Source organism: Pseudoalteromonas xiamenensis, from assembly GCF_030994125.1.
Taxonomy (GTDB): domain Bacteria; phylum Pseudomonadota; class Gammaproteobacteria; order Enterobacterales; family Alteromonadaceae; genus Pseudoalteromonas; species Pseudoalteromonas xiamenensis_B.
In genome coordinates this window covers 3,429,155-3,449,788 of record NZ_CP099917.1, presented here as the reverse complement: position 1 = coordinate 3,449,788, position 20,634 = coordinate 3,429,155, and the positions used below count along the sequence as shown (strand labels likewise).

The window sequence follows — 20,634 nt, the reverse complement described above, 5'->3', positions numbered from 1 at the left end:
CTTGCCGTTCTAAAAGTTTGAAAACAATCAGCGTGAATTTGACACTGAATGAGTATGACACCAGTAATAGATTAACTCGGGGTTTTGGTCAGCTGCCACCCATTTCTTACCACCATTGCGCTCGATCACTTGTTGTGACGCCCGATTTGTTTTATCTGCAATAACAAGGACTTTGTCTAACCCCAAGTTTTTCGCTGCAATCAAGGCTTGTTTTAGCATTTTTGTCGCGACTCCTCTGCCGCGAAAGCTCGGTGCGACGTCGTATCCGATATGCCCCACCTCCCTTTTTAAAAAAGGACTCTCGATATGATGTCGAATTCTTATCGCGCCAACAATTTGATTTATTTCATCACAAAACCAAAAATGATGGCACGGTGGCATATCTCCTTGGTTTTTATATTGTTGAGCTTGTAACCACTCAACATATTCAGAAAATGGCAGATTAGATTGATAAAATGCCGCATTGTCAGGGTCTCGTGCTTTAAAATCAGCTAAGAATGCTTGAAAAGCGAATTCGAGTTCTTCGCAGGGTGACACTAACCGCATGGGATTTCCTTATTTCTGAATTAACACTCAACGTGCGCTTCCAAACAAACGTTAAACTCCTTTGCTTTTATGACCATATCAATGGGTGAGCCGTAAGTTTGGAACGTAAATCTGAGATTAGGTAGGCAAATTTCGGATAGCAAAGTGATTGCGACAGACTCACTTTCTGTCGCGTTAAAGGTATGGAATTAAAACAAAAATGACTGCAGATAGGAAAATTGAAACCTTATCTGAACTTAGAGAGCAGATGATTTTTCACACTAGGCCATTCATGGGCCAAAATTGAATACACTGCCGTATCTCGGATTGAACCATCCTTCAAAATTTGATGGCTGCGCAAAATCCCATCCTGCTTGGCACCTAGACGCTCTATCGCTTGTCGCGAAGCCTGATTAAACACATGTGTTCTAAACTCCGCTGCGATGGCCTTTTCTCGTTCAAACAATTGAGCCAACAGCATTAACTTACATTCTGTGTTTACCGCGGTGCGTCTAACTGCATCCGCATACCACGTGTAACCTATACAGGCCCGCTTATGTTCATGACTTACGTCGTAATAGCGCGTAGTACCTACCACCTGAGCGGTTTGATTATCACGTACTGCGTAGGCAATATTGCCCTTTTTTGCCATCTCCATCGCGTTTAAAACATACGCGCTCATTTCTTGTGGTTTGGGCACATTCGCATACCAAAGATTGAAATGTTGGCCGTCCATAACTGCGACTTCCAACGCTTCTATATGTGCTTCACTTAAGAGTTCAAGGGTGACGTGCGCCCCTTTCAATTCAGAGGGTTGTTCAAACATTTTTATTCTTCTTCCGTTATTTGAGAGACATCGATCATGCTCACAGTAGCGGAGTGTAAGGCATCCATTTTAGTAACCCAAGCATTAAATTGTGGTTTTTCACGGGCGGTTAATTGCACATCACTCACGCCTTTTAATGAAAGTGGATTAATGGCTTTATCAAATTGATGAACTTCATAGTGAAGGTGGCGACTTTGACTCAATCCCGTATTACCAAGATACCCAATAACTTGCCCCTGCTTGACTTTTTTGCCTACTTTGATGGCGTTGCCAAAGCCTTTGAGGTGGGCATATAACGTGGTGTAACCATTATTATGTTTAATTTTTACCATGTTGCCGAAGCTACCGGCTCGACTCGCGTGCACGATTTTGCCATTTCCCGCCGCCATAACTGGTGTGCCGAGTGGCGCACTAAAATCTAACCCTTTGTGTACACGTGTATAACCAAGTACGGGGTGATGCCGCTTGCCAAATTTAGAAGATAACTTGGCCCCATCCACTGGCGTTTTCAAAAGAAAACTTTGTGCCAGCGTGCCATCTTTATGGTAAAACGCGCTGTTTCCCTCGTCATCAGTGAAACGGTAAAGCGCAAGCTGGTGTAATTGTCCCACTAAGGCAACTTGTTGCAGCTCTCCGATCAGCTGCTCTCCTCGGCTATTTTCAAGTACTTCATAGACAATATTGAGTGTGTCACCTTGCCGAATATCTCGTTGAAAATCCACAAAGTGAGAAAGCGCCAACATCAGTTGGTTAAACACATCCATAGAGACATTTGTGTTGCTGACTAACTCATACAAACTCGACTCGATTCGAACAGACGCAGTGGCATATTGGCTTGTGACCTCAAAATGCTGATCTTCGCGAAGCCATTCAGAATCCACTTTAACTAAACAAATTTCCTTTTCAAAACTGCTTTTCATGCATATTTTTGTAAGAACATTGTGCTCCTGTGTAATTGCAAATTGCACCCCCGACTTTAGTTTATTCACTTTAATTTCGGGTGAGACCAGTTTTGCAAACAAATAGAGTTCTTTAGCAGAAACCCCCAACGGCTCAAACAATGACGTTAATGTTTGACCTGACTGTAAAGTTAAAATCGCTTGATGAACCATTTCACGTTCCGGAAATCCATCTAAGTCAGGCTCCAAAATCACGGCTTGCGATTCGACTTTCTCATTAACAACGTCGGTGTTTTTAACTGCAGTTGGTGTTGCATTTTCTTCCCCCTCACAACCTTGTAAGAAAAAAGCACGCAAAATCCTAGCCCTTTTACCAATTTGGTAAGGGACTTCGTGTTTAACTTTTTCATGTTTAATCCAATTTTATAGGGTTTACGACTCGGTTGTTTTCATGAATTTCAAAATGAAGATGAGGTCCTGTTACCTTCCCAGTTTGTCCAACCGTACCTATTATTTGACCTGCTAAAACGTAGCTGCCAACTTTAACGTCGATGGAGTCTAAGTGAGCATAAACAGACTGAACCTGAACATCATGTTCAATTACGATGACATTTCCGAAACCTTCAGGGTAAGTCTGGTTATCCGCAATACGAACTCGGCCAAATTTAGCGGCTAAAACAGGTGTCCCCACTGGCGCTGCAAAGTCAACACCGCGATGAGGATTGTTATTACGGACAGGGTGCACATGACCAAATCGACTGCTGATATTTGGCTTAACTACGGGAATGACCCAATCACTGATTTCCTGTGAAACCAACCTAGCACCCGCGGAAGGAATAAATGAAAGTGCACACAATAAGCTTACAAACACCATTGAGAGCACAGTAGAGTGAGTTGATTTTGGACGTACAATTACTTTGATCCGTTCTTCAATCACGTTATTTGGTAATGCATGTGCTGCAATGGCTTGATGCAAATGATATTTCGGTTGTTGTTTTGCGAATTTTAGATTTTCAATAATGGTGTTTGCATATAAACGACTCGCATCCGTGAACGAAAGCTCATGATGTCGAACCAAATGCTTTACGACATTCTTATCACAGCGAAATTCTATCGCTTCGTTATACCAAACCGGTAACGCACGAAAAAGCGGGTTGAACCACAGCAATGACTTTAAGACTGAGAATAGCGATAGCCACAACGGATCCCTAAAATGAATATGCGTTTGTTCGTGTGTTACAACCACTTGCTGCTGCACAGTCGTTAACTGATGAAAATAGCTTGGTACGTAAATTTTCGGTTGCCACCACCCTATTGCAAATGCACTTGGCATTTCATTTGATTCGTAAAGTGCATGTCCCAATACAGATGCACGACGTAATCGACACCTAAACAACCATTGCCGATAAAGTAGACGCATCAGGTTTATCAAGCTTATTGCAAGGACGGATAAGATGAGTAAAATCGTGTCCTGCCCACTCCCAAGTATAATGCCTGTTTGATTTTCAACGACGTCTAAGGTGTTGACTAAAGAGATACGCTGAAACGATGTCGCGTTCAAGTTAGGTAAATTAGGAGATGGCGAACTAAAACAAAGGTACGTGACTGTACAGTTTAACAGTACTAATAATTGTAACTGACGCGGTGAAAACTGGATTGCAAAACGTCTGCAAATAGACATGCCTAACCAAATGAACACTCCACTACTAATAAATAATACCAAGAGCACCAAACTATCAGTCATGGCCTTTCTCGTGCTCAGCATTATTCACAAGCTGTTCGAGTCGTTTGATTTCATCTTCAGACATCATTTTACTGTCTGAAAACATCGCGATAGGTAATGGCCCTTCGAAATCAAAAACTTTTTTAAAAAAGTCTTTGGCGACACCCGCAAGGGTTGGTACTTTTTCAAGGGGCGTGCGATAAAAGTTTTTATTGCCATGACTCACGACACTTAAAAGGCCTTTGTCAGACATTCTTTCGAGTGTCTTTCGCGTTGATGAGTAGGTCCAATCAAATTGAGCGGTCAGTTCATCGTGAATTTGTCTTGCACTGCGAGGCTGCTCTCGCCACAACGATTTGAGAATCGCTAATTCTGGCTCTGTTAACATCTTTACTTTCCAACTTCTTCGGGATACAGATATAGTGCGACAAATGTCGCACTATATCAATGAAAAATTCTGATGGATGCTAATTTTAACGTAACGCTATTTAAACCAGAGAGTTAGTGATAATACTAAAGGCGTTAGATTGGCACAGGCGACAACCATCGCCATTGTTTTTGGCGAGCGCCGAATATCCTTTTTGAGTTCAATTAATTTGGTCAACGCCACAACACCAAGCAGTAAAGGCATTAAAGTCAGCAAACTCAAGACAGGCAACATTGCTGATACGACTAAGCTTATCAACAAGATAATGGCTAACAGGAGAAAAACACTGTAAACCGTAATTGCCATATCATCTCCATAGGCTATCGCCAAGTGACGTCGACCGCCTTGACGGTCAGCTTCAATATCGGGAAGTTGATTAACTATCAGTAAATTATTTATGGGAAAAAGGGACACAAACGAGACTAACAAAATCAGCATGCTAGCTGGGGCATTTTGGGTTAGATAACCCCCAACGGACATCAACACACCAAATCCAACGCCCGGCGCGATTGCACAGAGCCAAGGTAATTTGTTCAGTTGTCGAGTGTAAGTCAACACAATAACAACACCTAAACAGCCAATGGGTATGAGCGAAGTGCCTAACTCGTAGACAAGAACGGCTCCGACTAACAACGTGACCGCCGCACTGAGGTAGAGCCACCCTTTCACCGCGTTAAAAAGCGCTGGGGTTTGCACCAATATGCCACTTCCACCGCTAAAGGGGGTACGCAGAGTTAGAAAATCCAATCCACTGGTAAAATCCTGAAGTTCATTGAGCGTATTCACCCATATTGCTGCAAAAATGGCCCCGACGAGGGCAAGCATGGCAAACCATTCCGAAAACGCATGACCTTCATAATGTGCGGTTGCAAGTCCTACGTTAACACAAATAGGCGCGAGAATAAGAAAAGGTGGTCGAATTGCGGGTATCGCTTTGAAAAATGATCGCATAAAAAACTCCCTTTAGTCGCGATGCACTTCAGTTTAAAAAATCGCCTGTACGACCACAACCTTTACCGCTTTTACCTTTGATAAAGATCATGATTCTTAAGCTCATTAGTTCGCCAATGCGTAAACATTCTTAGCGACATTATAAAACTTGAGATAACCATTGCTCGAATTGAACTCGTGGCAATGCACCCGAGATTCGAGCGACTTCTTTACCCTGTTTGAACACCATAAGTGTAGGAATCGAACGGATCTGGTAAGTGCTTGAAACCTGTTGATTCGCATCCGTATCCAGTTTAGCAAACACCGCTCGGGAGCCCCAATGCTGGGCTACCTCTTCAAAAATCGGCGCAAAGTTTTGGCAAGGACCACACCAAGTAGCCCAGAAATCAACGACAACAGGCAAATCCGTTTTCTCAATACTACGTTGGAAATTACTATCAAATAATGCGATGGGTTTACCAACCAAAAGCTTCTCTTTGCATTTACCACACAGAGGATTAGCGTCAATTTTGGTACTTGGAACTCGATTAATACCGCCACAGTAGGAGCAAACAAGTTGTGTCGAAGAATTCATTTAAATGGCTCAATGGGTAGTCTAGGTTTGTAAACTAATAAATGGGGCTGCATTGCGCTTTTTCAAGAAAGCGTGTCACCCTAAGCCGACTAGTTACTTGAGCAAGTCACGTTTCATCAATACCGCATGTTCGCCATAGGTGGTTGGTAAACGGGCTACACCTACACGTTTAAATTCGAAACGAGACCAAAAACCTTGGCTGTTTTGAATGGAAATTAACATCGCCTCTTTCAGGCCACTTGCTTTAGCCGCTTGTAATACCGCTTGAACAAGTTGTTGACCAATAGACCGACCACTACCTCGCGTTGAAACCGCTAAGTCATGAATAAACAGCATGGTTCCTTCATTTTTTGTTGTGGACGTATAGAGCGATGGAGGACGCGAGTCATTCCATTGATGCGCAAGAATATAAGCGATAGGAACACCTTTTTCGTCTCGAAACACGAAGCAAAGATCCGGTGACGTGCGCCACTTGCTAAGCAACGTTTCTAAGGACTCTGGTTCAACGTCAAAATAAACTTGTGACTGAATAGCAAGAATGTCTTCCCAGTCCGATGTTTCAATACTAGATATTCCCATCACGCCATGCTTTCTCCTGAGATAACGACGATATAACCCTGTTTAGCCATGGCATTTTAACTTTTGTGAACCTATTTTACGTAAAGATGAGACCAAAACTTAAAAACTAGAGTGCGGCATGGAAAGGAAGGCAACCTCCTCGTCAGTGGAACGCCGACCCAGTTGTTTATTTCGGTGTGGATATCGACCGAACTGTTCGATGATACTGCGGTGCTTACTTTCAAAATCAACCGTCGAAGCGGATGTGAATTCTTGAAAAAATGGCTCAGCATAATGATGAATAGCGAGTGATTCGCTGTGCATAAAAGGTAAAAGCAAAAAATTACATTCAATTTGTGTTAACCGATGCAGCGCCCCATGTGAAATAGCCTCTTGAGCTAACACCAACGCCATCGCGTCATTTTTAAATGCATCGGCCTGGCCGCGATACACATTACGAGAAAATTGATCCAATACAATGATTTCCGCCAAACGTCCTTCAGAACTGTTTCGCCACGGAAATAATTCGCCCGCTTCAGCCTGTTGTAACACGTCACCAAATCGCAGCTGGATTAATTCATCAAACTGTTCATCAACGGTAAACCATTGTTTAGATTCTACTTCTTCAAACCAAAAATGCAGTACTGCTTGTTGCATAAACGTCCTCCTTGATAGGCTATGACGATACTGATGTTAATATCTTGATCCTAGCCTACTGCGATTCGAGTTGCCAAATTCTTGTGCGGCAATTGGCCACCTTGCAAGGGACCAGTATGACAGACTCACGCGTTACAATTTAGAAGTCTAAACCAATAAAAGCGCCTCGATTACGCTTTGCAACAGCCTGCATGAACGCTGCGAATTGTGCGGCATTACCATCATGAGGCCGATAAAAACCAACACCATGTATACGCATCTTCGATTTTCCCTGACTATCCCGATTCAGACGTGTGATTTCTGTTACGACGTCATCCAGCGTGCCAGGTCGGTAGTCATCACCAAACACATACAACGAGACTTTGCCTGGTTCTTTTTTGTACAAACTAAGAGCTCGTTTTATGCCGACTTCAGGGGCACTCGCTCCCCCAGTAAAACTGGTCAAGCGCGATATCACTTTCTGTCTGAATGTTGGCGTATCGGTTAACCAACGCCCTTCTCGGCCTGAATACATGTGTTCACCATCCGCCGCTAAAATCTGAAAGCCTTTCATTTGTGGGTGATTTTTCAAAATATCGGATACGACTGACACAACCTGCTTCCACTTTCCACCAGATGACATCGATCCCGAATTATCAATTACGAAAATGACGTAATCCGCATCGGTTGGTATTCCCCCAACGGCTTGATCTGGCATAGCCGGTTTACTTTCGTTGTTGAGACGGGCATTGGCTAGGCGCACTTCCTGCAAAAGACTCGCTGCTTGGTCACGCAATTGCTGGAGTGTCGCTTCTGCTCGAGGGACAGCACCACTCAGTTGGTTTGACTGTGCCCTGCGCTCGGCTAAGGTTAACTCTGCGTTGTTCACCTCTTGTTGGGTTACGTCTACTTGCTTTACAAGGCTATCAAGCGACGCTTTAGCTTGGGCGACCTCTTTTATCAAATTTTGGATTGGAGTAGAGATAATGGCTACATCCTCATCGCCCTTTTTGGACATCAACACTAGCATCACTATTGCAGCAAATGCACAGGAGATAATGTCTAAAAAACTTAACGTAAAAATCTCGAGCGGCGGTCGGGCAATTTTCTTCATTGTGGCCACTCCTGTGCAGGCGCTAAAAAGCGACCACCTGTGACTTGAGTCCAACTCCAATACATTGACGAAGCATAGGGGTCGCCTTCAATTGGCAGCAATATCACGTTCATATGCGCTGATTTTTTAAATCGCGAGATCGTTTCTAATAACAACTGTTGTCTGCATTCTGAAGAAATGGATTTTTTATTGGTGAGTAAGCCTTTACAGCGAAGATTCAAACCATCTCCAAGTGTTGGTAAGCCATCCGTAATTAAGTAAATATCACTCACATTCGGCTGTGTAGACAACGCGGTTTGTAGGCCAAGTTGCAAATTCGTTCCTCCGTTTGGCACCACGTCATGTGCAGACTGTGCTAAAGCAATTAACTGGCGACTGTCCTTTCCACTAATTATTTTACTTTGTCCGAGCGTTTTCGCCGTATCTGAAAATGCGATAAGAGAAACTTCAGAATCTGATGGCACTCGCGCGAACAACCAATTTACAACTCGTAATGTTCGTTGCCATTTTGCTTTTGCCTTTCGAGCTTTATCATTGAGCGCCATCGCACTCAACACCCCCACCAAATTGTCGTCCATCATCGATGCACTTTTATCAAGCAAAACAACTATGTGCTTGCCTTCGACTTTCATCCCTGTCAGGTACTGCTGTGCATATTTACCCTGTATTTCAAGCGTAGATTCTTTGGCTGGAATACTGGATACGGCTTTGAGTTCGGCTTCGAGCTTTGCAATTATGGCTAATTGTGTCGATATCTCATTAAGAAGCGCGGCTTGCTCATCATTTGCAGCCGCATCCTTCGCATTTTCGGTTTTCAACTTAGACTTAATGGTTTCCAGTTGAGCCAATAAAGAGTCATGAGAACGCGTGTATTCTGTAATTTTTTCTTGAGTCGACTGCAGTGATTGCTCTAGCCGAGTTTCTTCCTCCGTCGGAGGGTGTCCCCCCGAAAAGTCCACCAAAATAAAAATGAGGATTACAGCGCCCAAGCCACATGCCATTACATCTAAGAATGACATATTGAAGCCATCGACTACCGCTCGCTTTTTTCTCATGAGCAATATCTTCTACTGATGAAGATGAGCAAGTAAATGACGCTCACAACTTTCTTGAGTTTTCAACACCATAGAATCTTGGCGACTGTTAAGTAAATGCATGAAGTACATCAAAATAAGCGAAATAAACAGCGCAACTAACGTGGAGTTGAAGGCAACACCGAGTGAGGCAGTCATGCCTGAAATGTCGCCTGCAAGCGCCTTATCAGCCTGCGCTAACGCTTGTCCTATTCCTCTAACCGTACCGACGAAACCAATGCTTGGGATTGCCCAAATAATATATCGGATCATGTTATTTCCGCTTTCTAATTGAGCGGCAAGACTGTCAACAGAAGAAGCGATGGCGCTCGCTGCATGCTGTACATTGCGGGTGTTTTTATAGCGGCGGATACAATTAATCCACGTTAACATCGCTGGATTTTCACGGAATGTAGACGACTCCAACTCATGTAGGGCAATGTCTATATCCAATGGTTTTGACTTGTCGTAGTCTGCTAGAAAATCACAGGTATAAATGGCTTCTTCATCCAGTAATCGCCAGAGTTTATAGCCCATCAGAAACAAACAATAAAACAGCAGTGAGAAACAGATCTGCTGTTCCATGTCTTTCAAGATAACCCAGACAGAAGAAAGCGATTGCGACCCTTGCGCCATTAATACCGCTTCTGCTTTAGGCGTAATCCAACCTGCAAACAGCACCTGCATCAATGTGAAACAGCCGAGCAAGACCAAGGCGCTTAACCATAAAGGTGGGTTCATCGTTGCATTTGATGTTCTGTTACTCATACCACCGCCTCTAAATATTCACGGGAAAATCTTGTGGTGCGTCCAAAGACACGAAATACGCGCTTGCGGCGCCCATCAACATGAGCAGCGTCAAGCCAAGCAATAGTTTCTTTTTCATCTGTATTCCTATTTCCTATAACCAGTTTGGCTAACGTGCCTCGTAGCGTGCAATCCTAAAACCAACGTCTTCTAATTGACCATCGCTTTTGCCTTTAACGCTTGCGCGGAGCATCTTTAACCGCCCGGTTTTGAACGACCCACCCTTAATGACGTGGTTCAGTTCCTCTATTGCTATAATTGGATTTATCAAAACGTTAGCATCACCCACTTTCATCACTTGATACCCATCGCTCACCCATTCACGCACGTTGCCATCAAGGTCATACAATCCATTCCGGTCTGCATTAAAACTTTTCACAGGGGCTCTTTGTGCAAAACCATCTTGATACTTTTCTAAAATAAAGGTTTGCTTTCCTCGTATACTTTCATCAGCAAAATTGCCTTGTCCTTTACGAACACGGTCCTCATTGCCCCAAACGTAGGTTGTGCGCGCCGCACGTTGGAAATGTTTAGCAACAAATTCCCACTCTGCTTCCGATAGCAGCCGATAGCCTTCTGTTAATTCTGGAATTGATACTCTGCTACCTTGTACTCGATAAAACGGTTTCAACCCTTCTCGTTCGCTTAACCAATTACAATAGCGCACTGCGTCAAGCCAAGTCACGTTGACCATCGGTAAGTTCGAAGGTGTAACGGACTTATCAAACGAGTTATATTGCGCTTCTGTAATTTCTGTTGTCGCAACCAAAAAAGCGTTCGTCAATTCTACAGATAACTGATGTTCATCTCTAAAGCGCTCAGCTTCGTTCACCGGCGACCCCATTTCAAATGAGCCTCCTGCGACTTTGATAAAATCAATACCGAGTTTGGATACCGCCGATGGCTTCCCCTCTTTTCGACGCGCCTCAAATTCAGTGAGTAACTCCACTTCAACATTCAGCGCGTTTTTCCTCACTGGCAAAATGGTTCTAGTTTGGCTTCGGTAGCCTTGTTTTGAAAAGGTGACATCGAGTGGCACCGTCTGTAACGACAGGGACAAAGGCGTGTGACCGAGCGTTTTGCCATTGACACTAACCGTCGCATTAACGTTGCTGGAAAACTTCACTTGACCCAAGTCGGGTTCAAGCGACAGCGCTAATTCGCCTTGTTGCTTTGGCGATAACGTAACGCGTCGAACTTGTGTAATAAATCCTTGTTTTTGGTATTGCACAGTGAGCAACGTATTAGCATCGACACTGATTTTAGCGCCCTCATCGGGTGTTTTAGGTATACCGTTGACGGTTAACAACCCGCCTTCTGGTAAAAGTGTCATCTTGAGCGTCGCTTGTAATGGCATCAACGTATAGGTGCGTTCAATTGCAGTAATCGACTGATTTAGTGAAAACTGATCCAACGATTGTTCATACCCCTCGGCTTGAATACCAAGTTGGTAGTTGCCTGCACTCCACGTTGCTTGATAGGGCGTTATCCCAACTACATTTCCATTTATACTGACAGCAGCCCCCTTTGGCACAGAAGCAATCGTCACGGTGCCTGCGCGTTTCGTCGGATGAAGTTGAACCTCATCGTTACTTGCTTTGACTGCATCGTAATTGAGTACGGTGTTTTCATACCATTCATGTTTGGCGATAATTTCATGGCGTCCTGGAGCCAACTCAATTTCAAGGGCATTGCCACGTGTTTTCCTGTTTCCAGTGCACCGATTCGACATCGGTTGTAAAACGAAGTACAGCTGGTTTGGGCAATAATTCAATCAATTTCAAGGGCAGTAGATTCGACGGGGTTTGTGCATTTACCTGAATCACTTTTGATTTAAACGTCGTTGCTTCAATTTGAAGTTCTGCTTCACCAAATAGAACATAAGCGGTTTGGTTACGTATAATGCCAAGGCCTTTATTTATCGAAATGCTTGCTTCTTGCTGTGCGTCTATGGGTGAAATTGAAACGTTAAAACCTTTCACTAGAAATAGAACCGACAAATAAACACTCAAAAAGGCGATGAATATCGTCACGCCTACAAGCACTAGACTTTTTCGACGTGTTTTTGCCTTTTTAATTTGACTGTCGATGGTATGCTCAAAAGCCATACTACACTTTCTCCTTGCACATAAGCGTTACTTCGAGTGGCTTTATCGTCTGCTGGACATCAACCTCTAGAATTTCAGTTTTGTAGCCTTTTCGACTTGCTTCAAAACGATACCGACCTGGTTTAAGCTCAATTTGCTTACTTTTAATTTCACCTATCACCCCAACACCCAAAACCTTGAGTGTTGAGCGGTTATCACTATGCACTGTCACATTGATTTTTGAACTATAACTTTCAACTTCTCGGCTCAACAGGTCTGCGCGTTTCGACAATTTAGGACTCTGGAGCAATAACGGCTCAATGGATTTTAGAAACTCCGTGGCTTTTGTTTTAATCCCAACATCACTCAACCTTTCGGCACGCGATAAATAACTAGCGAGCTTTTTATCCGCACGCAGTATTTCTTCTGCAGTCTGACTCACTTGCGCAAAACTCACATTGTCAGGAAACCGAGCGGTTGCTTTGTTGGCAATAAGCGCAACCGTTTCCCACTCATCATTTTGTTGGAACAATTTGAGTTGTTCGCTAAATTGCTGGGTCTGCTGGTTATCCGAAAGCGCCTGAATTTGTGCATTTAATGTCGCTATAATTGGATTTTGCGGCTCGGCTTGCTGGGCTTTGCGTAGCGCATTTTTAGCCTCTTCAACCCGTTGGTTTTTGATGGCTACAAGCACCTGTTCAACTAATCTCTCAAAGTGGTTAACTGCACTTTGTTGCTTGACTTGCGCGAGCAATTCGTGTGCCTCTTGATTCTGTGTATCAGCACTTACTATTTGTTCCAACGCCCTAATTTGCGTTTGAAAGTCACCTTTTGCTTTTGCTGCTTTGAATTGTTCAAACCATTTCGCAACATCGCCCTGAATAGCAATACGCGTCAGTAGATTTTCAGCATCAACGTGGTTAGGGTTGATTAGAAGTACATGTTCAAGCAACCCCTTTGCGGCGTCAAATTCCATCTTGTTGAACGCAATGATACCAGCCTGATAGGTGCTTTCTAGCGTGGTTTGATAGTCGTTTGCGATACGTTGTACTTCATCTAACAACTCCTCCAATTGATCCGATAATCCAGTAAATTGTCCCTGTGCATAGTGAGCATAAGCGCCCTGTAAACCAGCCGACACCGAATCAATTCGTTTAGCAGCCCATTTTGACAACGCCTCGTCTGCCTGAACCCTATCAAGTGCATTTTGCAGCGCCAGTAAATTTTCCTGCAATTGGTGGCGCTGCGCTTGTGTAACTTCGCTCGCTTGTTGCACTTGTGACTGCTCGTCGGAGTTTAGCTTTGATGTAACGTCACTCGATTCAAATGAGATATAAACACCTATCACCAATAACAAGCTAACCAGAGCCACACCGCCTAGCACCTTCCACTTCTGTTGCTGCTGATGTTTTACCGCATTTAATGTAGAGTCGAGCGACGAACCATTTGGAGTCATTTTTTCCATTACAGCGCAGTATCCGGTGTCGCTTCTAACTGATAAATTTCATACAATTTTTGGCGCAGTTGACCATATTGCTCTTTCGCTGTACCACTCAATTCAATTGTTTGATCGTTAAACTCAACAACTTGTGGTGTCACTTTAATGTCTAGATTTTGGCCTTGCTCTTCGAGCATTTCTCGCTGAGCCCCTATCGCTTTATTTTGCTGAACTGCATCCGCCAAATTATATGCGCCAATCGCTGTGGCCACGACAGCACCGATATTTCCAGCGGTTGAATCCGAATTCTTACTTAATAACACGCCACCGATGATACCAACTGCAGCCCATGCTTGTGCTTTAGTACGTTGCGCCTTCTTACGGCGGATCTCAGCTGCAATCGGCAGAGCCTCTCGTTGATAAGTACGGTATGCTTCGTTCGTTTCAGCGTAAAACGCTTCATAATTGGTCTGCAGATTGTCAACAAACTGTTCATCTTTAGCCCTAACCTGATCAATTCGCAGGAACATAGGATCTTGTTCAGACGGTAAGCCATTTAATGAAAATTGCTGTTTTCGATTTTGGTTAAGATAAGATCCAAAGCTTTCAGGGCTGTACATTGCCGCATATCGCATATCCGCAATCTGCTGTATTTGCTCTTTTTCTGCATCACTACGTTTCACCATTAATCGAAATACATAATTTGCAATATCGCGGAATACAGGGCCATAAGGGTCTTCACTTTGGCGTAATGCATCTCGGAAAAATCCTTCATTTACTTGATGTTCGAAGGTTTTTTCACCCCAAATCACGTTGCTTGCATCTATTACACGGACGCCGATATTCACAACTTCTGCATCAGAATGGTTTATCCGACCAATTATAAAAAGATCTGCCGATGAGGAGGCATCTGGCGTAACACTAATTGCCCCAAACGCTTTTGTTGTTGCGAGGGCCTTTTTAGTCTCGATGGCGAAACGATTCGCTTCCAAGCGACGAACTTGTGGCCAAATATCTTGCTCAACCATTTCTTCATCATCGATTTGACCACTCTTAGTTAGTGGAAAACCAGGGTCAAAAACAGGAATTGCCACGTCCATAAAAACTCGACCATCATACGGATATGGCTTTTCCATTGTGCCTTTCAAGGAGGCACTACTTGGGCCTGACATGCTTGGTCCAACAGTGGTCACTCGACTGAGCTGATTACTAGAAGTAGATTGGCAACCCGATAAAAACACCAAGACACCGAAAAAAACCACTCGAGTGACGTTTAGGTGTTTTCCAAGTTGAGATAAAAAATTGACTTTCATTGCGTGTATCCTTTTACTCGCAGCGGTATTCTTTTGCTAGTTTTTCAAAATGTTGTTTTTCATTGTCGGTTTTTGCCTGCGCTAAACCTTGCTTGATAGCATCACACACCGCGGAAGAGCCGCCAGAGACTTTCCCCTTGATGTGTTGTTTGGAATTCGACGTCTGGGTGGGATTAGTTTCTTTTTGTTGTGATGAAACTGAATTCATCTCCTCTGGACGTGACTCCTCGTTTTGCTCTTTCGCATGACTTTCGCTAACTGAAGAAGACTCTCCACTGCGGCTATTTGACTCTCGAAGGCGCTGTTGGTTGGACTGCATAGCCTCATCCATGCACTCTGCAGAGCTGTTTAAGCTTGCTTCAAGCTTTTGTTCTTTGAGTAAAATGCGCTCTGCTTGGGTTAATTCTGCTTCATCAATGTCCTCAAACTTCATCACGGAACAATCTCGGTAATAACTCGGTTTATTTGGTGTGGAAGTTTGAGGGTTAGATTGAGATTCCGCCGCATGGGCAAGCATGTTTACTGCATTGAAAACAGTCAGTAAAGAAACAAAAGTAACCAATATTCGATTCATAACAAGTCCTACATCACGTTACTCACAACAAATAGTTGCTCGTAATAAACGTTATACAAAAACTTTTGCTTCAACACTTTAGGAAAATTGTAAAAACTCGTAATGAGTCTTTACAAATTCTCCGAGTAACTCGGTCTGTCAGTCTATCGCGTAAACAGGTTTATCTTTTCCTTCAATAACCCAGTTAACCCATATCTTGTGGTCAGTGCCCATTTTCAATGTAGTGAAATTACGCGTACGAATATATTTATCACCGCCTGTCGGTTTAATCATGCGTGCCACAATATGTTTGGCCCCATCTAAATATTCATCGTCATCGTTGGTCAGTGCACAAATACCCAACCATTGCATAAATGTTGGTGATGGATGCACTATACCTGATGAAATCACTTGGTGAATACGCGTGATGTCTGACTGACTTTCGTCTCGTATAATACCTAGTGCGCCAACATGTACATCGCCTGACAACAATACCGTCTTACCTTGGCGACGCTTTGCGTTTGCCAGCAACCGCATGATCAGTCGGCTTCGCTCACCTTCATGTTCTTTTGCTCGCCAGTGATCTTTCAAGTCATCGGTAACTTCTTCTTCCCACGGTGTTGCATCGACCGCTCGCTCTGCAAACGAGAAATCACGGTACACCACGGGCACGCCTGTCATTACGAGTAAATCACCCGAAGTACAATTGTCCAAAAAGTGAATGACATCCTGCCAATGAGCTTCGCTCATGACGCGATTTAATGTACGTTCGCTGCGATTATCGAGTACTAATATTTGATAGTTCTTAAACTGAACAACAGCACCAAAATGGCATGGTTCAGCTTGGTTTACATTTGCTGAAGCCTTCCTTAATAAGGTGGAGTTTTTGTTGGCACTGCGTAATTGCAGTAAATCGAAATGGTTTTTCGCTTCGGCAAAAATGGCCCCATAAACCTCACACGTTTGAATGTCTTCAGGGTAACTTCCCCATCCATCGAAAATATCGTGATCATCCCACATCATAATAGAGGGAATAGACGCGAGCATTTTAGCGACGTCTGGTTTGTTCCAACGGTCCAAGTACAACTCGCTATAAAAACGGCGAATTTGCGCTTTCATTTGTTTACTTGCCTTGGCTTTAATTTTCTTTTCTCTTGGCAATTCATTCCATTGTTTAAGTGATGGAACCATTGTCCAAATCGAATCAGCGTAAATCTGATCGCCGCCCATTAGTAGCAACGAAAAAGGTGCTTCGTCATGCTGTTCAGACATCGCTTGCCAAAGCGCATACGGCCGCTCCGTTGAGGTCATTAATTTGAAATCTGAAAAACCATTGCACGAGGCATAAGCGAGTTTAGGTGTTTCAGTTTGTGCAGGAACATGAAACGACCACTGAGACTCTCCTGATTTACTGGTCGCGAATTCATTTTCTATCAGTATTCGGTAATTCACACAGGAGTTTGGTTCAAGATGCGGGTCAAATTCAACTCGCCAAACCCGCCCAATATGTAAAGTACCCACCAGTTCAAACGACAAAGTATCTTGATGGATTTCGAGTAACACACTGGACACCGTATCGTCTGTAACCACTAATGTGGTGTAAAGCGTGTCAGATTCAAGACCTAAAATTGGCCCGAGCAAAAGTTGATTGGACATATCAATCCTTGTAAAGAATTCCAAAATCTGATCCTAGATTTTAGCAGTATATTCTTAGAATGTTTGCTTTTCGATCGAGTTAGAATCGTTAGTGAAGCGTATTGAACTCGAATTAATTTACCCAGAGCGCTTGAAAAAAGCCGATTGAAATTAAGACGACAAAAAAAACAGAAATGCGGCGTTGGTTCTTATGAAAATCGTTTATTTTGGGGTCATCCACTGTCGCCAGAAAACCACTCAGCATCGACGCCTCTAGATTAGCCATAAACGCAGCTCTGGCGCTCAATTTCATGGGATTTTTTTGTAACCGGTCCCATTCTTCAGGGTAGTGTTTTTCAATATGTTTAGACAGTAATTTCAGCTGATGTACTCGAATCCACAAATATAATGACACCAATACGACGGGGACCCACATTATCATTTTTATGTCGCGCTCTTCATAGTGTTAACCAAACAAGTATGCACGAGTCTTCTTCGCTAAATCAACAAACTATGCATTTTCTTCTATTAAATACTCTCGTTGATCATGATGCTAAGTCGACTCGATTATTTCACTTTATACAAAAACCTTTCACTAAACCGTCATCGATTTGTAAAAAAGCACTCTTAGGATAGGGACATTAAATCTGGACTAGACCAGAAAATTAACCCAAAGAGACTCTAAATCATGAAAAAACATTTACTCACTGTGGCCACCTTGTTGGCATTAAGTCCCCTGTCCTCTTACGCAGCCAGTAAGATTGTTGGTTCGGTCAACGATGGCAAGCACCAATTGTCTGGCGCGACCATACGCATCCAAGGCCAAACCCAGTCTACGGTGACGGATTACCAAGGCCGCTTTGAGTTACCTTCTTTAGAGTCTGGTCAATATACTTTGGTTGTGACTTATTTGGGTTATCCGGAAAAAACGCTCGACGTAACCGTCGTTGATGGCAAGTTGACGCAACTAGCACCTATTGTGCTTGCCAATCAAACATCTGAAATCGAAGAAGTCGTGTCAATTGGACGCATTGTGCGTGGTGAAATGGCTGCTGCAAATAACCAAAAAAATGCCAGCAACATTCGCAATATTATTTCGGCAGACGGCATTGGCAAACTACCCGACCGCAACGCGGCAGAAGCGGTTCAGCGTATTCCGGGTGTATCAATTGAACGTGACCAAGGCGAAGGCCGATTTGTAGCCGTACGTGGTTTACCTTCGCAGTGGAGCTCAGCAAGCATCAATGGCAATCGCCTGCCAACCGCAGAGGAAGAAACCACAAGCCGTGCAACCGCCTTTGATTTCTTTCCAAGCGAACTCATTGAATTTGTAGAAGTATCGAAAGCGATAACGCCGGATATGGAAGGTGATGCAATCGGCGGTAACGTGAACTTTGTGACCAAAAAATCGGCTGATGATTTCCTTCTTAAAGCCTCTGTTGCTGCAGGTCAAAATGAGTTAGCTGATGGCTCAAACTATTCCGCTAATCTGGTTTATGGCGATCGTCTTTTAGACGACAAATTAGGTTTTATTGTCAACGCAACGGCATGGAAACGCGAATGGGCAACCGACAACTACGAGCCTCGACGCGGCAATGATGGAATTGGTATTTATCGTTTAGAACTGCGTGATTACACAGGCACCCGTGAGACGTATGGCCTTAACGGTTCGATGGAATATCAACTCGACAATGGCTCAATCAGTGCTAGCGCTCTCTATGGCACGCTTCGTGATGACGAAACGCATTACAAACATCGTATGCGCTTTGACAAAGACCGCGTCGAACTTCAGCACATTCGCAATGAACTAATCACAGAAATGAAAGGCTTTGAATTGGCTGGCGAACACGATTTCGGATTTGATAAATCGCTCAATTGGCAAGTCGCCAGCTATGAAAATGAATTCCGTTACGGTGATAGCCCAAACGCTGACGATCACAGCTATTTTGTGGTGCGTTTCGATCAGAAGAACGTCGGCTATGTGGGGCTTGAAGACCGTGATACGGGTAAAAACTACGCCTACAACACCGTTGATGGTGGTCAAGATCCGTGGAATGCCATCCGCAACCACCTACCGAGCGGATTTACAATGGACCCCACACAAAGCAAGCTTTCGTGGGTCGAACTCTACAAAGTTTACGTGAATGAAAAAGACCGTGTGGTCGCTAACATCGATTTTGATTGGCAATATTCACAGCAACTCGCCTTAAAATTTGGTGCTAAATATCGCGACAAAGTACGCACAGCCGATTTTGCTGATGAATTTTATAGTTGGAATAGCGACGTGTATGGTGATGCCCCTACGCTTGCTGATTTTCCGCTGTCGGACCAACCCGGTAGAAAAGATTATTTAAGTGAAGCACACTTCGATTACCAATCTCAGTTCTCACAGGTTGCCAATACCGATACGCTCGCAAAATTCTGGACGGCAAATCGTGATAAGTTTGTCCTAGACCCAAGTGAGTCCGCGCTTATCAGTAATGGTGGTGCATTGGGCCGAAATTTTGATGTCAACGAAACACACACGTCGGTTTATTCCATGGGCACATATCAACTCGATAGCCAATGGGAAATTCTTGCAGGTTTACGATTAACGCACACCGAAACTGAGGTCAAAGGATTTACGTATCTCGCCGACTCGAACGAAGTCGCAGCCAATGCAAGCAGTAACGATTATTGGTCAGTGCTACCGGCGATACACGTAACTTACCGCGCAGATGATTCAACTAATTATCGTTTGGCGCTCACTCGCACGTTTGCTCGCCCTGATTTTGGCTCATTAACACCGGGAGGTTCCTACTTAGAGCAGGACAACCAACTTATTTCGGGTAACCCGAGCCTATCACCGACTTACTCAAATAACCTCGATGTAATGTATGAGTATTATTTCGATCGCGTCGGATTAGTTTCTGCTGGTATTTTCTACAAAGACATCCAAGATCCGATATTCCAAGCAACGCGCGTAGGCGAATACAACGGTAAACAAGGTGTCACACTCATTCGTCCAGAAAATGGTGACAGTGCGTGGCTTGCCGGTATTGAATTGGCGTTCAACCGCTCACTTGAGTTTGTGGATGAGTCACTGAGTGACTTCGGGATCATGACCAATGCCACGTTTATGGATTCAGAAATGACTATCCCTGAACGCGCTGATAAAGTCGCCATCCCACGCCAAGCCAATGCGTTGTACAACTTTACGCTGTATTACGACAACAACCAATTTGCCGCACGTTTAGCCGTAAACCACAAAGGTGCTTATATCGAAGAGCATGGCGCAGATAAAAACACGGACAGCTTTTACGGTGCAAATACCAGCATTGATTTCACCACCTCCTATCAGCTTAGCGACAACGCACAGGTTTACCTTGAGTTGAATAACTTAAGCAATGAACCACTGAAGTACTACTTAGGTAATGAAGACCGTCCATTGCAAGTCGAATATTACGGCGTGCGTGGCATGCTTGGCTTTAGCTACGAGTTTTAAGTCCACGTTTT

General features: G+C 43.8%; 20 protein-coding genes. 1 reads left to right on the top strand and 19 read right to left on the bottom strand.

From position 1 onward, the window contains the following. Positions 1-27: 27 nt before the first annotated feature. From NI389_RS16100 to NI389_RS16010, 19 genes are all read right to left on the bottom strand, one after another. On the bottom strand, positions 28-546 hold the full coding sequence (locus NI389_RS16100) for a GNAT family N-acetyltransferase (protein ID WP_308360847.1): 519 nt from the start codon (positions 544-546) through the stop codon (positions 28-30). Between the two features lie 226 nt (positions 547-772). Beyond that, a complete protein-coding gene (locus NI389_RS16095) occupies positions 773-1,351 on the bottom strand; it encodes a GNAT family N-acetyltransferase (RefSeq protein ID WP_308360846.1) in 579 nt (192 codons plus the stop codon). Positions 1,352-1,353: 2 nt separating this feature from the next. Further along, a complete protein-coding gene (locus NI389_RS16090) occupies positions 1,354-2,607 on the bottom strand; it encodes a M23 family metallopeptidase (RefSeq protein WP_308360845.1) in 1,254 nt (417 codons plus the stop codon). 55 nt (positions 2,608-2,662) lie between these two features. Then, the gene (locus tag NI389_RS16085) at positions 2,663-3,994 is read right to left on the bottom strand and encodes a M23/M56 family metallopeptidase (RefSeq protein ID WP_308360844.1); all 1,332 of its coding nucleotides are present in this window, start codon (positions 3,992-3,994) and stop codon (positions 2,663-2,665) included. Next, positions 3,987-4,361 (bottom strand): BlaI/MecI/CopY family transcriptional regulator, encoded by a 375-nt coding sequence (locus NI389_RS16080; protein WP_308360843.1) that lies wholly within the window; start codon positions 4,359-4,361, stop codon positions 3,987-3,989. Before NI389_RS16080 ends, NI389_RS16085 begins: the two co-directional genes overlap by 8 nt. Positions 4,362-4,457: 96 nt before the next feature. After that, complete coding sequence (locus NI389_RS16075; RefSeq protein WP_308360842.1) at positions 4,458-5,351, bottom strand: prenyltransferase; 894 nt, start codon at positions 5,349-5,351, stop codon at positions 4,458-4,460. 139 nt (positions 5,352-5,490) lie between these two features. After that, positions 5,491-5,925 carry a thioredoxin TrxC gene (gene trxC, locus NI389_RS16070; RefSeq protein WP_308360841.1) on the bottom strand — a complete coding sequence of 145 codons (435 nt, stop codon included), beginning with the start codon at positions 5,923-5,925 and terminating at the stop codon, positions 5,491-5,493. A gap of 93 nt (positions 5,926-6,018) precedes the next feature. After that, a complete protein-coding gene (locus tag NI389_RS16065; RefSeq protein ID WP_308362578.1) occupies positions 6,019-6,504 on the bottom strand; it encodes a GNAT family N-acetyltransferase in 486 nt (161 codons plus the stop codon). Positions 6,505-6,603: 99 nt separating this feature from the next. After that, positions 6,604-7,140, bottom strand: a complete 537-nt coding sequence (locus NI389_RS16060) for a DUF924 family protein (RefSeq protein ID WP_308360840.1) — start codon at positions 7,138-7,140, stop codon at positions 6,604-6,606. Positions 7,141-7,279: 139 nt separating this feature from the next. After that, positions 7,280-8,233 (bottom strand): VWA domain-containing protein, encoded by a 954-nt coding sequence (locus NI389_RS16055; protein ID WP_308360839.1) that lies wholly within the window; start codon positions 8,231-8,233, stop codon positions 7,280-7,282. Then, positions 8,230-9,288, bottom strand: coding sequence for a vWA domain-containing protein (locus tag NI389_RS16050; protein WP_308360838.1), 1,059 nt, complete (start codon positions 9,286-9,288; stop codon positions 8,230-8,232). Before NI389_RS16050 ends, NI389_RS16055 begins: the two co-directional genes overlap by 4 nt. 12 nt (positions 9,289-9,300) lie before the next feature. After that, complete coding sequence (locus tag NI389_RS16045) at positions 9,301-10,074, bottom strand: MotA/TolQ/ExbB proton channel family protein (protein WP_308360837.1); 774 nt, start codon at positions 10,072-10,074, stop codon at positions 9,301-9,303. Between the two features lie 148 nt (positions 10,075-10,222). Next, positions 10,223-11,788: an SUMF1/EgtB/PvdO family nonheme iron enzyme gene (locus NI389_RS16040; RefSeq protein ID WP_308360836.1), complete on the bottom strand. Its 1,566-nt coding sequence runs from the start codon at positions 11,786-11,788 to the stop codon at positions 10,223-10,225. Positions 11,789-11,795: 7 nt separating this feature from the next. Beyond that, entirely contained in the window at positions 11,796-12,221 is a 426-nt protein-coding gene (locus NI389_RS16035) for a hypothetical protein (RefSeq protein WP_308360835.1), read from the bottom strand. Between the two features lies 1 nt (position 12,222). Beyond that, complete coding sequence (locus NI389_RS16030; protein ID WP_308360834.1) at positions 12,223-13,665, bottom strand: hypothetical protein; 1,443 nt, start codon at positions 13,663-13,665, stop codon at positions 12,223-12,225. Next, the gene (locus NI389_RS16025; protein WP_308360833.1) at positions 13,665-14,951 is read right to left on the bottom strand and encodes a hypothetical protein; all 1,287 of its coding nucleotides are present in this window, start codon (positions 14,949-14,951) and stop codon (positions 13,665-13,667) included. Before NI389_RS16025 ends, NI389_RS16030 begins: the two co-directional genes overlap by 1 nt. A 13-nt stretch (positions 14,952-14,964) precedes the next feature. Continuing rightward, positions 14,965-15,525: a hypothetical protein gene (locus NI389_RS16020; RefSeq protein WP_308360832.1), complete on the bottom strand. Its 561-nt coding sequence runs from the start codon at positions 15,523-15,525 to the stop codon at positions 14,965-14,967. A 138-nt stretch (positions 15,526-15,663) separates the two neighbouring features. Further along, positions 15,664-17,160: an alkaline phosphatase D family protein gene (locus NI389_RS16015; RefSeq protein ID WP_308360831.1), complete on the bottom strand. Its 1,497-nt coding sequence runs from the start codon at positions 17,158-17,160 to the stop codon at positions 15,664-15,666. A 112-nt stretch (positions 17,161-17,272) separates the two neighbouring features. Then, complete coding sequence (locus NI389_RS16010; protein ID WP_308360830.1) at positions 17,273-17,452, bottom strand: hypothetical protein; 180 nt, start codon at positions 17,450-17,452, stop codon at positions 17,273-17,275. Positions 17,453-17,827: 375 nt separating this feature from the next. On the opposite strand from NI389_RS16010, the gene NI389_RS16005 reads away from it, so the two are divergent. Then, entirely contained in the window at positions 17,828-20,623 is a 2,796-nt protein-coding gene (locus tag NI389_RS16005; protein WP_308360829.1) for a TonB-dependent receptor, read from the top strand. Positions 20,624-20,634: the final 11 nt, after the last annotated feature.